At 72.7% G+C, this 15424-nt stretch carries 15 protein-coding genes; 12 read left to right on the top strand and 3 right to left on the bottom strand.

Going from position 1 to position 15424, the window contains the following annotated elements; translation table 11 throughout:
- The first annotated feature begins 12 nt into the window (after window positions 1-12).
- From OHB09_RS23475 to OHB09_RS23510, 8 genes are all read left to right on the top strand, one after another.
- Window positions 13-1518: an ABC transporter ATP-binding protein gene (locus OHB09_RS23475; protein ID WP_328922498.1), complete on the top strand. Its 1506-nt coding sequence runs from the start codon at window positions 13-15 to the stop codon at window positions 1516-1518.
- Window positions 1519-1626: 108 nt separating this feature from the next.
- Window positions 1627-3024 carry a M1 family metallopeptidase gene (locus OHB09_RS23480; protein ID WP_234527526.1) on the top strand — a complete coding sequence of 466 codons (1398 nt, stop codon included), beginning with the start codon at window positions 1627-1629 and terminating at the stop codon, window positions 3022-3024.
- An 80-nt stretch (window positions 3025-3104) separates the two neighbouring features.
- Window positions 3105-3830 (top strand): trimeric intracellular cation channel family protein, encoded by a 726-nt coding sequence (locus OHB09_RS23485; RefSeq protein WP_206315540.1) that lies wholly within the window; start codon window positions 3105-3107, stop codon window positions 3828-3830.
- 25 nt (window positions 3831-3855) lie between these two features.
- Window positions 3856-4746: a thioesterase family protein gene (locus OHB09_RS23490; protein WP_093598351.1), complete on the top strand. Its 891-nt coding sequence runs from the start codon at window positions 3856-3858 to the stop codon at window positions 4744-4746.
- Window positions 4747-4900: 154 nt separating this feature from the next.
- Window positions 4901-7138 carry an MMPL family transporter gene (locus OHB09_RS23495; protein WP_328922499.1) on the top strand — a complete coding sequence of 746 codons (2238 nt, stop codon included), beginning with the start codon at window positions 4901-4903 and terminating at the stop codon, window positions 7136-7138.
- Window positions 7139-7249: 111 nt separating this feature from the next.
- The gene (locus OHB09_RS23500; protein WP_040894755.1) at window positions 7250-7972 is read left to right on the top strand and encodes a response regulator transcription factor; all 723 of its coding nucleotides are present in this window, start codon (window positions 7250-7252) and stop codon (window positions 7970-7972) included.
- The gene (locus OHB09_RS23505) at window positions 7969-9402 is read left to right on the top strand and encodes a sensor histidine kinase (protein ID WP_328922500.1); all 1434 of its coding nucleotides are present in this window, start codon (window positions 7969-7971) and stop codon (window positions 9400-9402) included. Before OHB09_RS23500 ends, OHB09_RS23505 begins: the two co-directional genes overlap by 4 nt.
- Complete coding sequence (locus tag OHB09_RS23510) at window positions 9399-10133, top strand: response regulator transcription factor (protein ID WP_191853353.1); 735 nt, start codon at window positions 9399-9401, stop codon at window positions 10131-10133. Before OHB09_RS23505 ends, OHB09_RS23510 begins: the two co-directional genes overlap by 4 nt.
- Before the next feature lie 46 nt (window positions 10134-10179).
- Here OHB09_RS23510 and OHB09_RS23515 read toward each other — a convergent pair whose 3' ends face one another.
- Window positions 10180-10815 carry a TetR family transcriptional regulator gene (locus OHB09_RS23515; RefSeq protein ID WP_006139695.1) on the bottom strand — a complete coding sequence of 212 codons (636 nt, stop codon included), beginning with the start codon at window positions 10813-10815 and terminating at the stop codon, window positions 10180-10182.
- A gap of 111 nt (window positions 10816-10926) precedes the next feature.
- Here OHB09_RS23515 and OHB09_RS23520 point away from each other — a divergent pair, with 111 nt between their 5' ends.
- From OHB09_RS23520 to OHB09_RS23530, 3 genes are all read left to right on the top strand, one after another.
- Window positions 10927-11091 carry a hypothetical protein gene (locus OHB09_RS23520; protein WP_191853352.1) on the top strand — a complete coding sequence of 55 codons (165 nt, stop codon included), beginning with the start codon at window positions 10927-10929 and terminating at the stop codon, window positions 11089-11091.
- Between the two features lie 53 nt (window positions 11092-11144).
- Window positions 11145-11411 (top strand): hypothetical protein, encoded by a 267-nt coding sequence (locus OHB09_RS23525; RefSeq protein WP_006139693.1) that lies wholly within the window; start codon window positions 11145-11147, stop codon window positions 11409-11411.
- Window positions 11412-11584: 173 nt separating this feature from the next.
- Window positions 11585-12754 carry a cysteine desulfurase family protein gene (locus OHB09_RS23530; RefSeq protein WP_006139691.1) on the top strand — a complete coding sequence of 390 codons (1170 nt, stop codon included), beginning with the start codon at window positions 11585-11587 and terminating at the stop codon, window positions 12752-12754.
- 82 nt (window positions 12755-12836) lie between these two features.
- On the opposite strand, the gene OHB09_RS23535 is transcribed toward OHB09_RS23530, so the two are convergent.
- A complete protein-coding gene (locus OHB09_RS23535; RefSeq protein ID WP_328922501.1) occupies window positions 12837-13970 on the bottom strand; it encodes an FAD-dependent oxidoreductase in 1134 nt (377 codons plus the stop codon).
- Between the two features lie 167 nt (window positions 13971-14137).
- Between OHB09_RS23535 and OHB09_RS23540 the strand changes: the two genes are divergently transcribed.
- The gene (locus tag OHB09_RS23540) at window positions 14138-14623 is read left to right on the top strand and encodes a MarR family winged helix-turn-helix transcriptional regulator (protein WP_191853351.1); all 486 of its coding nucleotides are present in this window, start codon (window positions 14138-14140) and stop codon (window positions 14621-14623) included.
- A 93-nt stretch (window positions 14624-14716) separates the two neighbouring features.
- On the opposite strand, the gene OHB09_RS23545 is transcribed toward OHB09_RS23540, so the two are convergent.
- Window positions 14717-15415 (bottom strand): N-acetylmuramoyl-L-alanine amidase, encoded by a 699-nt coding sequence (locus OHB09_RS23545; protein ID WP_006139688.1) that lies wholly within the window; start codon window positions 15413-15415, stop codon window positions 14717-14719.
- Window positions 15416-15424 lie beyond the last annotated feature (9 nt).

Here is a 15424-nt window from a genome sequence, read left to right on the forward strand (position 1 = left end):
GAGGACAAAGCTGTGACCACTCCCGCCAAGAGCGAAGGCGCGACCCTCACCAAGGACGCCGCCGCCGGCGAGACGCTGCTGAAGGTGACCGGCCTGCAGAAGCACTTCCCGATCCGCAAGGGCCTGCTCCAGCGGCAGGTCGGCGCGGTGCGGGCGGTCGACGGAATCGACTTCGAGGTGCGCCGGGGCGAGACCCTCGGCGTCGTCGGCGAGTCCGGCTGCGGCAAGTCGACCATGGGCCGGCTCATCACCCGGCTGCTCGAACCGACCGCCGGGAAGATCGAGTTCGAGGGCAAGGACATCACGCACCTCGGCGTCGGCGGCATGCGCCCGCTGCGCCGCGACGTGCAGATGATCTTCCAGGACCCGTACTCCTCGCTGAACCCGCGCCACACCATCGGCACGATCGTCGGCGCTCCCTTCAAGCTCCAGGGCGTCACGCCCGAGGGCGGTGTCAAGAAGGAGGTGCAGCGGCTGCTGTCGGTCGTGGGCCTGAGCCCCGAGCACTACAACCGCTACCCGCACGAGTTCTCCGGCGGTCAGCGGCAGCGCATCGGCATCGCCCGCGCGCTCGCGCTCAGCCCCAAGCTGGTCGTGGCGGACGAGCCGGTCTCCGCGCTGGACGTGTCGATCCAGGCCCAGGTCGTCAACCTGCTCGACGACCTCCAGCAGGAGCTGGGCCTGACGTACGTGATCATCGCGCACGACCTGTCCGTCGTCCGGCACGTCTCCGACCGCATCGCCGTGATGTACCTCGGCAAGATCGTGGAGCTGGCCGACCGCGACCTGCTCTACAAGTCGCCGATGCACCCGTACACCAAGGCGCTGATGTCGGCGGTGCCGATCCCGGACCCCTCGCGCAAGTCGGCCAGGAGCGAGCGCATCCTGCTCCAGGGCGACGTGCCCTCGCCGATCGCCCCGCCGAGCGGCTGCCGCTTCCACACCCGGTGCTGGAAGGCGACGGAGATCTGCCGCACCACCGAGCCGCCGCTGCTGGAGCTGCGGCCGGGCCAGCAGGTGGCCTGCCACCACCCGGAGAACTTCGCCGACCAGGCCCCGCAGGACACCGTGCTGCTGCGGGACGCCAGGAAGGCGGCCGAGACGGTCTCCGAGGAGGCGCTCGCGGAGTCCGCGGCCACCTCGGCGGCGGTGGCGGCCGAGGTGGGCGAGGCGGCCGAGGGGCTGACGCCGGTGACGAAGCCGGCGGCCGACCGGCCGGAGCCCGTGGCGGCCGAGCCGCTCGTCCCCGCGCAGAAGAACGTCCGCGCCGTGGAGGAGCCGGCCACGAAGGAGCCGGCCGGTTCCGAGGACGCGACCGTGGCCGAGGACGCCGCAGCGGCGGAGTCCGCCGGGGCCGGGGCCGCCGACGGCGAGGCCGGCACCGAGGGTGACGCGGGTACCGAGGGTGACGCAGGTCCCGAGGGTGACGCAGGTCCCGAGGGTGACGCAGGTCCCGACGGAACCGACGGAACCGACGGAACCGACGGAGCCGAGGGTCAGGAGTCAACTCCGAAGTAGCGCATGACGAGTTGGCAAAGTCATGTACATGCCTGAACGGGAGAGCGCAGAGTCGACCCCGCATGCCCGATCGACCACCGATCGGGCCACGCGCGAAAGGGACGACACATGGCACTCTCCCGTTCGGCACGTTTACTGACCCTCGCCACCGCGGCGGCCTCCTTCCTCGTCATCGCCGCCGGATCCGCCCCCACCGCCGGCGCCCCCGGCATCGGCGACGACTACTTCCCCCGGCTCGGCAACGGCGGCTTCGACGCCCGCCACTACGCGCTCGACGTGGCCTACGACCCGGACACCGACCGCCTCGACGGCCGGACCACCCTCACCGCCCGGGCGACCCAGAGCCTGTCCTCCTTCGACCTCGACCTGCAGAAGCTCGAGGTCACGCGCGTCGACGTCAACGGCAGACGGGCGGAGTTCGCCCGTGACGGGGACGAGATCCGCATCACCCCGCGCTCGCCCCTCGCCAAGGGCCGCACCTTCACCGTCTCCGTCACCTACGGCGGCGTGCCGGAGGCGCTGAGCGGGCCCATCGTCTTCGGCTCCTCCTACGGGTGGATGAAGACCGAGGACGGCGTCTTCGTGGCCTGCGAGCCCAACGCCGCCTCCACCTGGTTCCCCTCCAGCGACCACCCCTCCGACAAGGCCACCTACGACATCCGCATCAAGGCGCCGCGCGGCCTGACCGGCGTCTCCAACGGGCGGCTGGTCTCCACGCGGAACCGGGGCGGCTCGACGTACACCCACTGGCGCGAGAGCCGGCCCATGGCCACCTACCTGGCCACCGCCACCATCGGGAAGTTCGACGTGCGGACCGGGCGCACCCCGGCCGGCACACCGATCTACGTCGCCGTCGACCCGGTGCTGAAGAACAGCAACAACGTCGACGTCTACGGGGTCACCGCCGAGGCCACCGACTACTGGTCCGAGGTGTTCGGCCCGTATCCCTTCGAGGAGACCGGTGCGATCGTCGACGACATGCCGGAGGCCGGCTTCTCGCTGGAGGTGCAGTCCAAGCCCGCCTACTCCGCCGTCCGCAACGAGTCGACCATCGTGCACGAGCTGGCCCACCAGTGGTTCGGCGACTCCGTCTCGGTCGCGCACTGGAAGGACATCTGGCTCAACGAGGGCTTCGCCACCTACGCCCAGTGGCTGTGGCTGGAGCACCGGGGCACCCGCTCGGCGCACGACTCCTTCCGCGCCTCCTACGACTCCCGCGCGGCGAGCAGCTCCTTCTGGCAGGTGAAGGTCGCCGACCCGCAGCGCGACACGATGTTCGCCTCCGCCGTCTACGACCGGGGCGCGATGACCCTCCAGGTGCTGCGCGAGCGCATCGGCGACCGCGCCTTTTTCCGGCTGCTGCCCGCCTGGACCCGTCTGCACCGCCACGGCAACGCCTCGACCGCCGAGTTCGTCGCCCTCGCGGAGAAGATCTCCGGGCAGCGGCTCGGCGACCTCTTCGACACCTGGATCGGCTCCACCGGGAAGCCCGCGCTCCCTCAATGAGTCGCCGAGGGGCACTTTGATGCCCACACTGTAAGACACTTCCGGCCGCACGCCTTCTAATGCAAGGCGTGCGGCCGGAAATGGGTAAGAATGGAAAGGTGCTTCCCCAACTGTTCAGTCCCTCCGTCCAGCACACCCTCGACCTCGTCGGCATCTTCGTGTTCGCGATCTCCGGCGCCCTGCTGGCCGTGCGCAAGAACTTCGACGTCTTCGGCATCGCCGTGCTCGCGGAGGTCACCGCGCTCGGCGGCGGTCTCTTCCGCGACCTGATCATCGGGGCCGTGCCGCCGGCCGCCTTCACCGACAAGGGCTACTTCGTCACCCCGCTCTTCGCCGCGCTGCTGGTGTTCTTCCTTCACCCCCAGGTGGAGCGGATCCAGGGCGCGGTCAACGTCTTCGACGCGGCGGGGCTCGGCCTGTTCTGCGTGGCCGGCACGACGAAGGCGTACGCGTACGGACTGAACCTCACCGCCTCGGCCGCCCTGGGGCTGGCCACCGCCGTCGGCGGGGGAGTGCTGCGCGACGTGCTCGCCAACGAGGTGCCCTCGCTGCTGCGCTGGGACCGCGACCTGTACGCGGTGCCCGCGATCGTCGGCGCCTGCATGGTCGCGGTGTTCCTCCACTACGACGTCCTGACCACGTTCACCACGGCCTTCGCGGTGACCGCGGCCTTCGTGCTGCGGCTGCTGGCGCTGCGCTTCCACTGGCGGGCGCCGCGGGCGTGGAACCGGCGTTCGACCGTGCGGGAGGTGCCGGAGGACGGGCTCGGCGGCGGGGTGGCCGAACAGGAGAAAGCTACCGCTTAGTATTTGACTGTTGTACGGTGCTCCCATGGCAGACGCACCCACCGCACCGTCCGTCGCCCCCGGCACCCGGGCCACGATCGGTGACAGCGAGTTCGACCGGGACACCGCGGTCACCCGGCGCGAGTCCGGGGTCCCCGGTGTCTACGACATCGACCTCTCCGCCGACTGGACGATCATGGGTGCCGTCAACGGCGGCTACCTCCTCGCCGTCCTCGGGCGGGCACTCGCGGACACCCTGCCGCACGCCGACCCGTTCAGCGTCTCCGCGCACTACCTCACCGCTTCCCGCCCGGGCCCGGCCGTGATCCGCGCCGAACTCGTGCGCACCGGCCGCACCCTCTCCACCGGCCAGGCCTCCCTCTTCCAGTACGACGAGGAGGGGCGCGAGGTCGAGCGGATCCGCGTCCTCGCCTCCTACGGCGACCTGGACGCGCTGCCCGAGGACGTCCGCACCTCGGCCGAACCGCCCGCGATCCCCCCGATCGAGAAGTGCTTCGGCGCCGAGGACTCACCCACCCCGGTCCTCGGCGGCTCCGGGATCACCGAGCGACTCCTGCTCAAGCTGGACCCGGCGACGCTCGGCTGGGCGCTCGGCTCCCCCTCCGGCAAGGGCGAGATGCGGGGCTGGTTCGGGCTGGCCGACGGCCGCGAGGCCGACCCCTTCTCGCTGCTCCTCGCGGTCGACGCGCTGCCGCCGACCGCCTTCGAACTCGGCCTGTCCGGCTGGGTGCCCACCATCGAACTCACCACCCACGTCCGCGCCCGCCCGGCGCCGGGCCCGCTGCGGGTGTCGGTCACCACGCGCAACCTTGCCGGCGGCTTCCTGGAGGAGGACGCCGAGGTCTGGGACTCGGCGGACCGCCTGGTCGCCCAGTCCCGGCAGCTGGCCAGGGTCCGGCTCGCCGAGGGGGCCTGAGCCCCCTGCCTCTCCCTCGCTGATCCTCACCCCCCCCACGACGCCCCGGGCGCCGCGGGAGGACCGTCAGGAAACCCTCAAGTTCGCCGTGGGCGGGCCGTCAAGTCCGGTCGGAAGTATCGGAGGCGTCAACCACGACGAATGAGGGAGAGGCATGGCTACGCTTCTGTACCGCCTGGGTGCTCTGGGCGCGCGACGATGGCGAACGATGCTGGTCGGGTGGCTCGTGGCCCTGGGCGCGCTGATCGGCCTGGGCTTCTCGGCCGCCGGTGACTTCCAGGACAGCGGTTCCATCCCCGGGTCGCCGGCCCAGACGGCCCTGGCCAGGATGGACCGGCACTTCCCCTCGCCGGACGCCCAGTCCGCGCAGATCGTCTTCCAGGCGCCGGCCGGGCACAGGCTGACCGAACCCGGCCTGAGGAAGGCACTGGCCTCCACCCTCGCGGCGACGCGTGACGTCGGCGGAGTGAGGGAGGTCGGCGACCCCGCCGAGAACGGCACCCTCTCCGAGGACGCGCGCACCGCCGTCGCGGAGGTCACGTTCACCACCAAGGCCGAGGACGACGTGCCCGCGAGCACGCTCGACGCCGTCCAAGCCGCCGGGGACCCGGCCGAACGGGCGGGCCTGAGGACCGTCTACGGCGGTGACGCCTACGCCGAGTCCACTGCTCCGGTCGGACCCACCGAGCTGATCGGCATGGGCGTGGCCCTGGTCATCCTCATGATCACGTTCGGTTCGCTGGTCGCCGCCGGCCTGCCGCTGCTGACCGCAGCCCTGGGGGTCGTCGGCACGATGGCCGCCATGATGGGCGCGGCCTCGGTCCTCGGCGTGAGCGACAACGCGCCCACCCTGGCGATGATGCTGGGGCTCGCCGTCGGCATCGACTACGCCCTGTTCATCGTCCACCGCCACCGGGCCCAGCTCGCCACCGGGATGCCCGTGGTGGAATCCGTCGCCCGGGCCAACGCGACGGCGGGCAGCGCCGTGGTCTTCGCCGGCGCCACCGTCATCATCGCCCTGGCCGGGCTGTCGGTCGCCGGAGTCCCGATGCTCACGTCGATGGGGCTGGCCTCCGCCGGCGCCGTCGCCTCCGCGGTCGTCCTGGCACTGGGGCTGCTCCCCGCCGTCCTCGGCATGGCCGGCCGCGGGCTCACCCCCCGGCCCGGCACGCGCGCCGGCCGTTTCGCCCTGCCGGGCCTGCGCGGCCGCGGCCGGCGCGGGACGGCTTCCGGTGGGCGCACTCCCCTGGGGACGCGCTGGACGCAGGCCGTGATGCGCCGTCCGGTGCGGTCCCTGATCATCGGAGCCGTCGCCCTCCTCGCGCTGGCCCTGCCCGCCCTGCGGCTCGAACTCGCCGTCACCGACGAGGGCAACGCCCCCGCCACCTCCTCCGGCCGTCAGGCCTACGACGTGATCGGTGACGCCTTCGGCCCCGGTGCGAACGGCCCGCTGGTCGTCCTCGTCGAGGACGAGGACCCGAAGGCCGTCGTCTCGGCGGCCGAAGCGGTCGAGGACAGGCTGCGCACCGTCAAGGGCATCGCGGATGTCAGCGGGATCGACGTGGCCAAGGACACGACCGCCGCACGCATCCGGATCATCCCCGAGACCGGCCCCCGCACCGCGGAGACCAGCGCGCTGGTCTCGCGGCTGCGCACCGACCTGCGCCCGCTGGGGACCTCCACCGGCACCTACGTCGCCGTCACCGGCATGACCGCCGTGAGCATCGACGTCTCCGACAAACTCGGCGGCGCGCTCGTCCCCTTCGGGATCGTGGTGGTCGGCTTCTCCCTGCTCCTGCTGATGGTCGCCTTCCGGTCCCTGGCCATCCCCGTCAAGGCCACCGTCGGGTTCCTGCTCTCCCTCGGTGCCGCGTTCGGAGCCACCGTCGCCGTCTTCCAGTGGGGCTGGCTGGCCGGTCCGCTGGGCGTGGACGGCACGGGTCCGGTGGCTGCCTTCATGCCCATCATCGTCATGGCCGTCCTCTTCGGACTCGCCATGGACTACGAGGTGTTCCTCGTCTCCGCCATGCGGGAGGACTACGTCCGCCACCGCGACGCCCGGGCCGCCGTCCTCGCCGGGGCACGCGACGCCGCCCGGGTGGTCACCGCGGCCGCCCTCATCATGGTCTCGGTGTTCCTCAGCTTCCTGTTCTCCCACGACGCGGACACGATGGCGATCGCGTTCGCCCTGGCCTTCGGGGTCCTGGTGGACGCCTTCGTGGTCCGCATGACCCTGGTGCCCGCGGTCATGGCCCTCCTCGGCGACCGGGCCTGGTGGCTGCCGCGAAGGCTCGACCGCGTCCTGCCCCGCCTCGACGTCGAGGGCGAGAGCCTCGGCGCCCACGGCACCGGCCCCCTTCCCGTCGGGCCCTCCGTACCCGCGAACATGTGACGTGACGTGACGAGCAGCCGAGCAGATACCGGGACACGCACCGCCCACCCCGCGCCGGCCGGAGCGGCGGCCGGGGCCGGGCGGTCCACCGAGCCCGCCCAGGGAGCACCGATGAACGACGCAGTGGCACCGCGACCCGCCGACCGTGTCCTCGTGGTCGACGACGATCCCGGCATCCGCCGTCTGCTGATATCGGCCCTCGGGTTCGCGGGCTTCGAGGTCGACGTGGCGGGCGACCTCACCGAGGCACTGGAGCACGTCGACCGCAGGCCCCCCGACGTCGTCGTCCTCGACGTCATGCTGCCCGGGGCCGACGGCTTCGAGATCCTCCAGCTCCTGCGCGCCCGCGCCGTCGACGTCCCGGTGCTCTTCCTGACCGCCCGGGACGCCGTGGAGGACCGGGTGCGGGGCCTGCGCCTGGGCGGTGACGACTACGTCACCAAGCCCTTCAGCGTCGTCGAGGTCGGCGCCCGCCTCCAGGCCCTGCTCCGCCGGGCCCGGGGCGGCGCCCCGGCCCCGGAGGAGACCACCGGACTGCGGTGCGCGGACCTGGAGATCGACGACCCCCGCCACGAGGTCCGCCGGGCGGGCGAACCCGTCGACCTCTCGCCCACCGAGTACCGCCTGCTGCACTACCTGCTCAGCCATCAGGGACAGGTCCTGTCCCGGGCGCAGATCCTGGAGGCGGTCTGGCAGTACGACTTCGGCGGGGACACCGTCGTCGTCGAACGGTTCGTGTCCAACCTCCGACGCAAGATCGACCAGGGCCGGGAGCCGCTGCTGCACACCGTCCGCGGGGTCGGCTACACGCTGCGGGAGCAGGCCGCCAGGTGAACATCGAGCGCCGCGCGGTCTGGTCCCGTTCGAGTGTCCGCCTGCGACTTCTCGCCGGCCTGGCCGTCCTCCTCGTCTTCGGGCTCACGGCCAGCACCGCCATCAGCGCCTTCCTTCTTGAGGACTTCCTCGACAAGCGTGACGACAGGACACTGCGGGACCGGGCCGACGCGGTGGCCCAGGTCGTCGCACACGGTCCGCAGACCGCCGATGCCGACCAGCTCGCGGCCCTCCTCGGGCCGCCGCTGGGTGTCGTCGCCGTCGACAAGGACAACAAGGTCCTGGAGAGCACCGGTTCGGCGACCGCGGCGGCCGACGCGCTCGCCCGACGGAGCACGACCGTGCCCGTCGGCAGCATCCTCACCTACGACGGACACGACGAACGAAACGGCCTCTCGGCCATCCGCGTACCCAGCCCCGGACTCACCCTCGTCGACCGCACCCCCACGAAGCGGGTCATCCGCCCGGCGGCGCTCGTCCTGTGCATCGACACCTCGATCGACGACAGTACGACCGCCGCCCTCATCAAGCGCCAACTCGGCCTCGTCGCCGGTGCCCTGATCGTCCTGCTGGCGCTGGCGGGCCTCGTCCTGCGGCTCGGCATGCGGCCGCTGGCCAGGATGGCCCGCACCGCCGACGCCATCGCCGAGGGGCACCTGGACGAACGGCTGCCCACCCGGAGCGACGGCAGCGAGACCGACCTGCTCGCCGAGGCCGTCAACCGCGCCTTCGACGCCCAGGCCCGCGCGGAGGCGACCGTGCGGTCCATGGCCGCCGACACCTCGCACGAACTGCGCACCCCGCTCGCCACCATCTCCGGCTGGCTCGACCTGCACCGGCAGGGCGGCGTTTCCGGGCCCGGCCTGGAGACGGCGCTCGAACACATCGAGAACGAGGTGGGACGCATGCGCCTGCTCGTGGAGGACCTCTCCCTGCTCGCCCGCCTGGACGCCGGCCGGCCCGTCGAGCAGGACCCCGTGGACCTCACCGAACTGGCCGCCGGCGTCGTCGAGGACGCCCAGATCATCCATCCCGAACGCCGCGTCGCCCTGGCGTCCGCGCCGCCGGCCCTCGTCCTCGGCGATGCCGGCCGGCTGCAGCAGGTGGTGCGCAACCTCGTCGGCAACGCGGTGCAGCACACCCCGGCCCGCACCGGCGTCCTGGTGGAGATCACCCTCGACCGCAAGGACGTGCGGCTGCGCGTCGTCGACGACGGGCCCGGCATCCCCGCCCAGGACCTGCCCCGGATCTTCGAACGCTTCTGGCGGGCCGAGGCCAGCCGCAGCCGGGCCTACGGCGGCTCCGGCCTCGGCCTGGCCATCGTCGAAGCCATCGTCCACGCCCACCACGGTCATGTGGACGTCGAGTCGGAAGTGGGCGTCGGGACCACCGTCACCGTCCTGCTGCCGCGGAGGAAGGGGCAGCCGTGAACACCGTGCTCCTCGCCGGCGGCCCCGCACTGGTGCGGGAGGCCGTGGCACGGGTGATCGAGGGCAGCCGGCTCGTCGACGCGGTGGAACGGGCCACCGAGGAGACCCGGTTCGGTGCGCCGCCGCGGGCTGGCACCCGACCGGACGCCATCCTGCTCGTGCGCACGGCCGACGGGCCCCGGGACCGGGGCGAGGGCCCTGGCGCGGACGGCCGCCGGGCACCGGGCGGGAGTCCCACCGAAGGCGCGGAGGCCGTCGCCGCCGCCTCCGCGATCGCCCCGACGATCGTCCTCGGTGTCGCGGACGCCCCGGAGGCCGACAGATGTCTGCGCGCGGGCGCCACCGGCGTCCTCGCCGCCGACGTCACCGCCGTCCAGCTCCTCGCGGCCCTGGAGACGGTGCTGCGCGGGGGCCTGGTCGTCGTGCTGGGCGCCGCCCCCGCCCCCGCGGTGCCCGGGCCGCGGACGGCCGGCGCGGGGGTGGTCGGGACGCTGTCCCTGCGGGAGCGTCAGGTGCTCACCCTGCTGGCGAGCGGCCGGGGGACACCCGCCATCGCGACCGCGCTGAGGATCAGCCCGCTCACCGTGAAGACCCACATAGCCCACCTGCTGTCCAAGCTCGGGGTCAGCCGGCGGGGTCACGCGATCGCCTTCGCCTACGAACACGGTTTCGTGGTGCCGGGTGCCGGCCCGGCCGGCACGCTGCTGAGTCACCTCCCCGAGGCGTCCTGAGGGGTGCGCGCGCCGGTGCGCGGGCGGGACGGTGCGCGCCGGCCGGTCAGCCGTCCAGCCAGTGCCGGCGGCCGAGGGCGATGAGGCGCATCTGGCGGGTCGCGAGCCGGGTCACGCGCTCGCGCTCCCGTTCCGGCTCCGCCGCCTCGCGGCTCTCCAGGAACAGGGAGGCCGTCACCAGCATCTGGTCGACGTAGAGCTGGGCCAGCATCAGCAGGTCGTCCCCGCTCCAGCCGGCCGACTCCGGCTGCCCGGCGAGTTCGGTGCGCACCTCCTCGGCGAACCGTGCCAGTTCCCGCCGTATCGCCTCGCGCACCGGCGCCACCCCGCCGTGCCGCTCGCGGGCGACGAAGCGCACGTGCGCGGGATGCGCCTCGACGTGACGTGAGATCAGCTCGACGGCGCGGGCGATGCGCTCCTCGCTGTCCCCGGGGACGGACACCGTCGCGCCGATCATCGGGTGCAGGGAGCCGAGTGCCTCCTCGACGAGCGCGGCGCCGAGGTCGGCCGTCGAGCGGAAGTGCCGGTAGAAGGCGGTCGGGGCGACGCCCACCGCCCGGGTGACCTCGCGCAGGCCCAGGCTGCTCAGGCTCTGCTCCTCCAGCAGGACGAGCGCCGCGTCCAGGAGTGCCCGGCGGGTCTTCTGCTTCTGTGCCTGGCGGATGCCGGAGGTGTGACTCATGCCATGCAGTCAACAACTGTTCTCCGAGCTTGCAAAGTCATGAGTGGCCTTAGACTGGGAAGTCAGTAAACAACTGTAACCGCAATATTCGACCGAAGGGGGTCCCGTCCCATGCTGCTCCTCGTCGCCGCGCTCCTGCTGCTGGGCACCGTGCTCGGCACCGTGGCCCACGCCCCGCTGTCCGTCAGCCTCCTCGCCGGGGGCGCCATCGCGCTCTGGCTCGCGATCTTCGCCCTCCGCGAGCGGTACGGACGCCGCCGCACCTCGGCGCACTGACGTCCGCCCGTCCCGTTCCCCCGTCCGACCGACCGTCTGGAGCTGACCGCACCATGGAACTCACCGCCACCTCGACCCGGCCCACCGGCAAGCGGGACACCGACGGCATGGCCGTGGCGTCCTTCGTCCTCGGTCTGCTCGGCCTGCTGGTCCTCAACCTCTTCCTCGGCCCCATCGCCATCGTCCTGGCCTCGGTCTCCCTCTGGCGGGGCACCAGGCGCCCCGGCCGTGCCGCCCTGGGCCTCGCCCTCGGCGTGGCCGACCTGATCGTCCTGGTCACCCTCATGCAGGCCGACCACACGGTCTCCTGGAGCTTCTGACCCGAGGGTGCGCGCGGAGGGGCCGCACCCGCGTAACCCGGCCGACGGCGCCCGTCCGAGGGGCGCGCGGAACCGCGCGAGCGACCATGATCCACCCGCACCCGCCCACGCGCCGGACCCATGCCCACCGCCCGCCGAGGTCGGCACGCCCGCCCCGTAGAATTCGCCTCACCATGGCATACCTCGACCACGCCGCGACCACCCCGATGCTCCCCGAGGCGGCGGCCGCGCTGACCGACCGGCTCGGCGTCACCGGCAACGCGTCCTCACTGCACGCGGCCGGCCGCAGGGCCCGCCGTACGGTCGAGGAGTCCCGCGAGTCCCTCGCCGAGGCCCTCGGCGCCCGCCCCAGCGAGATCGTCTTCACCGCCGGCGGCACCGAGGCCGACAACCTCGCCGTCAAGGGCCTGTACTGGTCCCGCCGGGCCGCCGACCCCCGCCGCACCCGCGTCCTCGCCAGCCCCGTCGAGCACCACGCCGTCCTGGACGCCGTCCACTGGCTCGGCGAGCACGAGGGCGCCACCGTCGAGTACCTCCCCGTGGACAGGTACGGCAGGGTGCATCCCGAGGCGCTGCGCGAGGCCCTCGCCCGCGATCCCGAGGGCGTGGCCCTGGTCACGGTCATGTGGGCCAACAACGAGATCGGGACGCTCTTCCCTGTCCCCGAACTGGCAGCCGTGGCCCGGGAGTTCGGGGTTCCGCTGCACGCGGACGCGGTCCAGGCCTTCGGGCAGGTCCCGGTCGACTTCGCCGCCTCCGGGCTCGCCGCGATGACCGTCTCCGGACACAAGATCGGCGGCCCCTACGGCATCGGCGCGCTGGTCCTCGGCCGCGACCAGGAACCCGTGCCCGTGCTGCACGGCGGCGGCCAGGAGCGGCACGTGCGCTCCGGAACGCTCGACGTCCCCGCCATCGCCTCCTTCGCGGTCGCGGGCCGGCTCGCCGCCGAGCGGCGCGAGCGTTTCGCCCGGGAGGTCGGCGCCCTGCGGGACGACCTCGTCGAGGCCGTCCGTGCTGCCGTCCCCGACGCGATCCTCGGCGGGGACCCCTCCCCGGAGGGACGGCTCCCCGCCAACGCGCACTTCACCTTCCCCGGCTGCGAGGGCGACTCCCTGCTGCTCCTGCTCGACGCCCAGGGCATCGAATGCTCCACCGGCTCCGCGTGCACGGCGGGCGTCGCCCAGCCCAGCCACGTCCTCCTCGCCACCGGCGCCGACCCGGACCTCGCCCGCGGCACCCTCCGCTTCTCCCTCGGCCACACCTCCACCGCCGCCGACGTGGAGGCGGTCGCCAAGGCGATCGGACCGGCGGTGGAACGCGCCCGCACGGCGGGCCTGACCTGACGCCGAGGCCGGCCGGGGGTGGTTCACGGGGCGGTTCACAGGTCGGTGGGCGGGTGCCGGGTGCTCACTGGTGCCGGCGGCCTCAGGTCGCGGCGTGCTTCATCATGTCGCGCAGGTTCGCGGGTGCGTTGTAGCCGAAGGTCCGCTCGAAGGACTGGTAGCCCTCGATCGAGGACTCGGCGCTGCGGGGCAGCATCTGCTTCGCGAAGGTGTCGAACGCCGTGTCGATGTCGGCCGGTGCGGCGACGATGGCCTGTGCGAGCTGGGCGCCGTCGTAGAGGGCCCAGTTGGCGCCGTCGCCGTCGGGCGGGGTGAGGTGGGCGGCGTCGCCGATGAGCATGATGCCCGGGACGCGGTCCCAGGTGTGTTCCAGCGGCAGTCCCCAGATCGGGCGCGCGACCGGCGTGGTCTCGCCCCGGGTGACCAGTTCGAGCAGTTCGGGCGCCCAGCCCTCGCCCAGCTGCTCGGCGACGAGCGCCAGCGCGCGCTCGCGGTCGGAGAAGTCGACCGACCGCGTCCACTCGAGCGGCTTCTTCAGCACGACGTAGGTGTGGATCACGTCGTTCGCCTCGCGGTGTCCGAAGATCCCCCGGCCCGGCTTCATCGCCAGCATCGCACCGCTGCCGACCAGCGCGGCGCTCTTCGGGTGGTTCTTCTCGACGTCGTGGAGGAAGGTCTCGACCCACAGGGTCCCCAGGTACTCGGGCATGGCGCCGTCGAGGGCGGCCCGGACCCGCGACCAGGCCCCGTCGGCGCCGATCAGCACCTCGGCCCCGACCGAGGAGCCGTCGACGAAGTCGATCACGTGCGGCCGGTGGCCGTCCCCGGGGGTGACCGAGGCGATCTTGTGACCCCACCGGATCGTGCCGGGGGGCAGTGACTCGATCAGTATCCTGCGCAGTTCGCCGCGCAGGACCTCGGGGTTGCTCAGTGTCCCGTCGTCGGGGATCTCGCCGACGAGTTCTCCGTCGGGGCCGAGGAACCGCATGGCCTCGGCGCCCATGTTGACGATCGAGTGGAACTCGTCCATGAGCCGGCACTGCTGGAGGGCGACCTGGCCGTTGAAGTCGTGGATGTCGAGCTGGCCGCCCTGGGTGCGTCCGGTGGGCGATTCCTCCGCCTCGTAGACGGTCGAGGCGATGCCGTTGACGTGCAGGACGCGGGCGAGGGTGAGTCCGGCCAGTCCGGCTCCGGCGATGGCGATCGATTCGTTCACTGTGATGACTCCTTGCGTTCCTTCGACGGTCCTCGGGCGACGGCCGGCCCGGACGGGTCCGGTGGCACGGCAGGCCCCGGACCCCAGGTCCTTATGCCGCAAAATTATTATGCCACATAACTATATTGGCTTGCCGTAAGGTACCGGAGGGCGTCGAGAGGTGGGTCATGGCAGAGGCTGAGCCGGGTGAGGAGTACCAGCGGGTGCTGGACAGCCTCACGGCCTTCACCGCCACGCAGAAGGAACTGGCGAGGGCCTTCGCCCGCAGTGCCCGCCTGCACACCACCGACGCCGACGCCATCGTGCTGATCATCGAGGCGGAACAGCGTGGCCGGCCGCTGACGCCGGCGCGCCTCGCCGAACGCGTGGGCCTCTCGCCGGGCGCGACCTCGATCCTTCTCGGACGCCTGGAGAAGGCGGGGCACGTCGAGCGCGTACGGGAGGGCACCGACCGGCGGGTCGTGACCCTGCGCTCGACCACGGCGATCAACGCCGCCGCCGACACCTTCTTCGAGCCGCTGCATCGGCAACTCGGTCAGGCGCTGGGCGAGTTCACCACGGAACAGCTCGCCCTCGTCGTCCGGGCCGCCGGCAATCTGCGCACCGCCATGGAGACCTACCTCCGCGACTGCGAAGCGACCCCGAAGAACTGACCCCTGGGACCGGCCGGCCGGGCGGCCGGGCGCGGCGGGGCCGCCGGCACATGGGGGCCGCCGCGGGGGCTCACGCCAGGGCCGTGCGGGGGCTCACGCCAAGGCCGTGCGCGCCCTGCGCACCAGCTTCATGTAGCGGTCCCAGTCCCAGTGCCGTCCGGGATCGGTGTGGTCCGCCCCCGGCACCTCCGCGTGGCCGATGACGTGCGTCCGGTCGACGGGCATGCCGTAGCGCGCGCAGATCGCGGCCGTCAGCCGCGCCGAGGAGGCGTACATGGCGTCGGTGAACGAGGACGCCTTCTCCACGAAGCCCTCGTGCTCTATCCCGACGCTGCGCTCGTTGTACTGGCGGTTGCCCGCGTGGAACGCCACGTCCAGCTCGCGGATCATCTGCGCGACATGGCCGTCCCGGCGGACGACGTAGTGTGCCGCCGCCCTGTGCGAGGGGTCCTGGAAGACGTTCACCGCGCTGCGGTAGCTGCCCTGGGTGACGTGGACGACGACGCGGTCGATGCGGTAGTCGTCGGGCCGGTCCGCCCGCCGCAGATTGGCGGAGGAGGCGGCTATCCACTGGGCGCCCCGGTAGTCCACCGCGCCGTCCTCGCGCGCGTGGTCCACGCCGGGCAGCCGCCACCACAGGTGCGACAGCTCCTCCCGGGCCAGCAGGACCGTGCCCAGCGCGGCCGCCGCGCCTCCGACGAGCAGCGCGCGGCGCCCGGGACGCCGGTCGGCCTCGCCCTCCGCGGGCGCCCGGGCCTCGTGCCCCGTCTCCTCGGTGAGTTCATCCCCCATGCTCTGATA

The organism is Streptomyces griseoaurantiacus (assembly GCF_036189845.1).
Taxonomy (GTDB): Bacteria; Actinomycetota; Actinomycetes; order Streptomycetales; family Streptomycetaceae; genus Streptomyces; species Streptomyces griseoaurantiacus.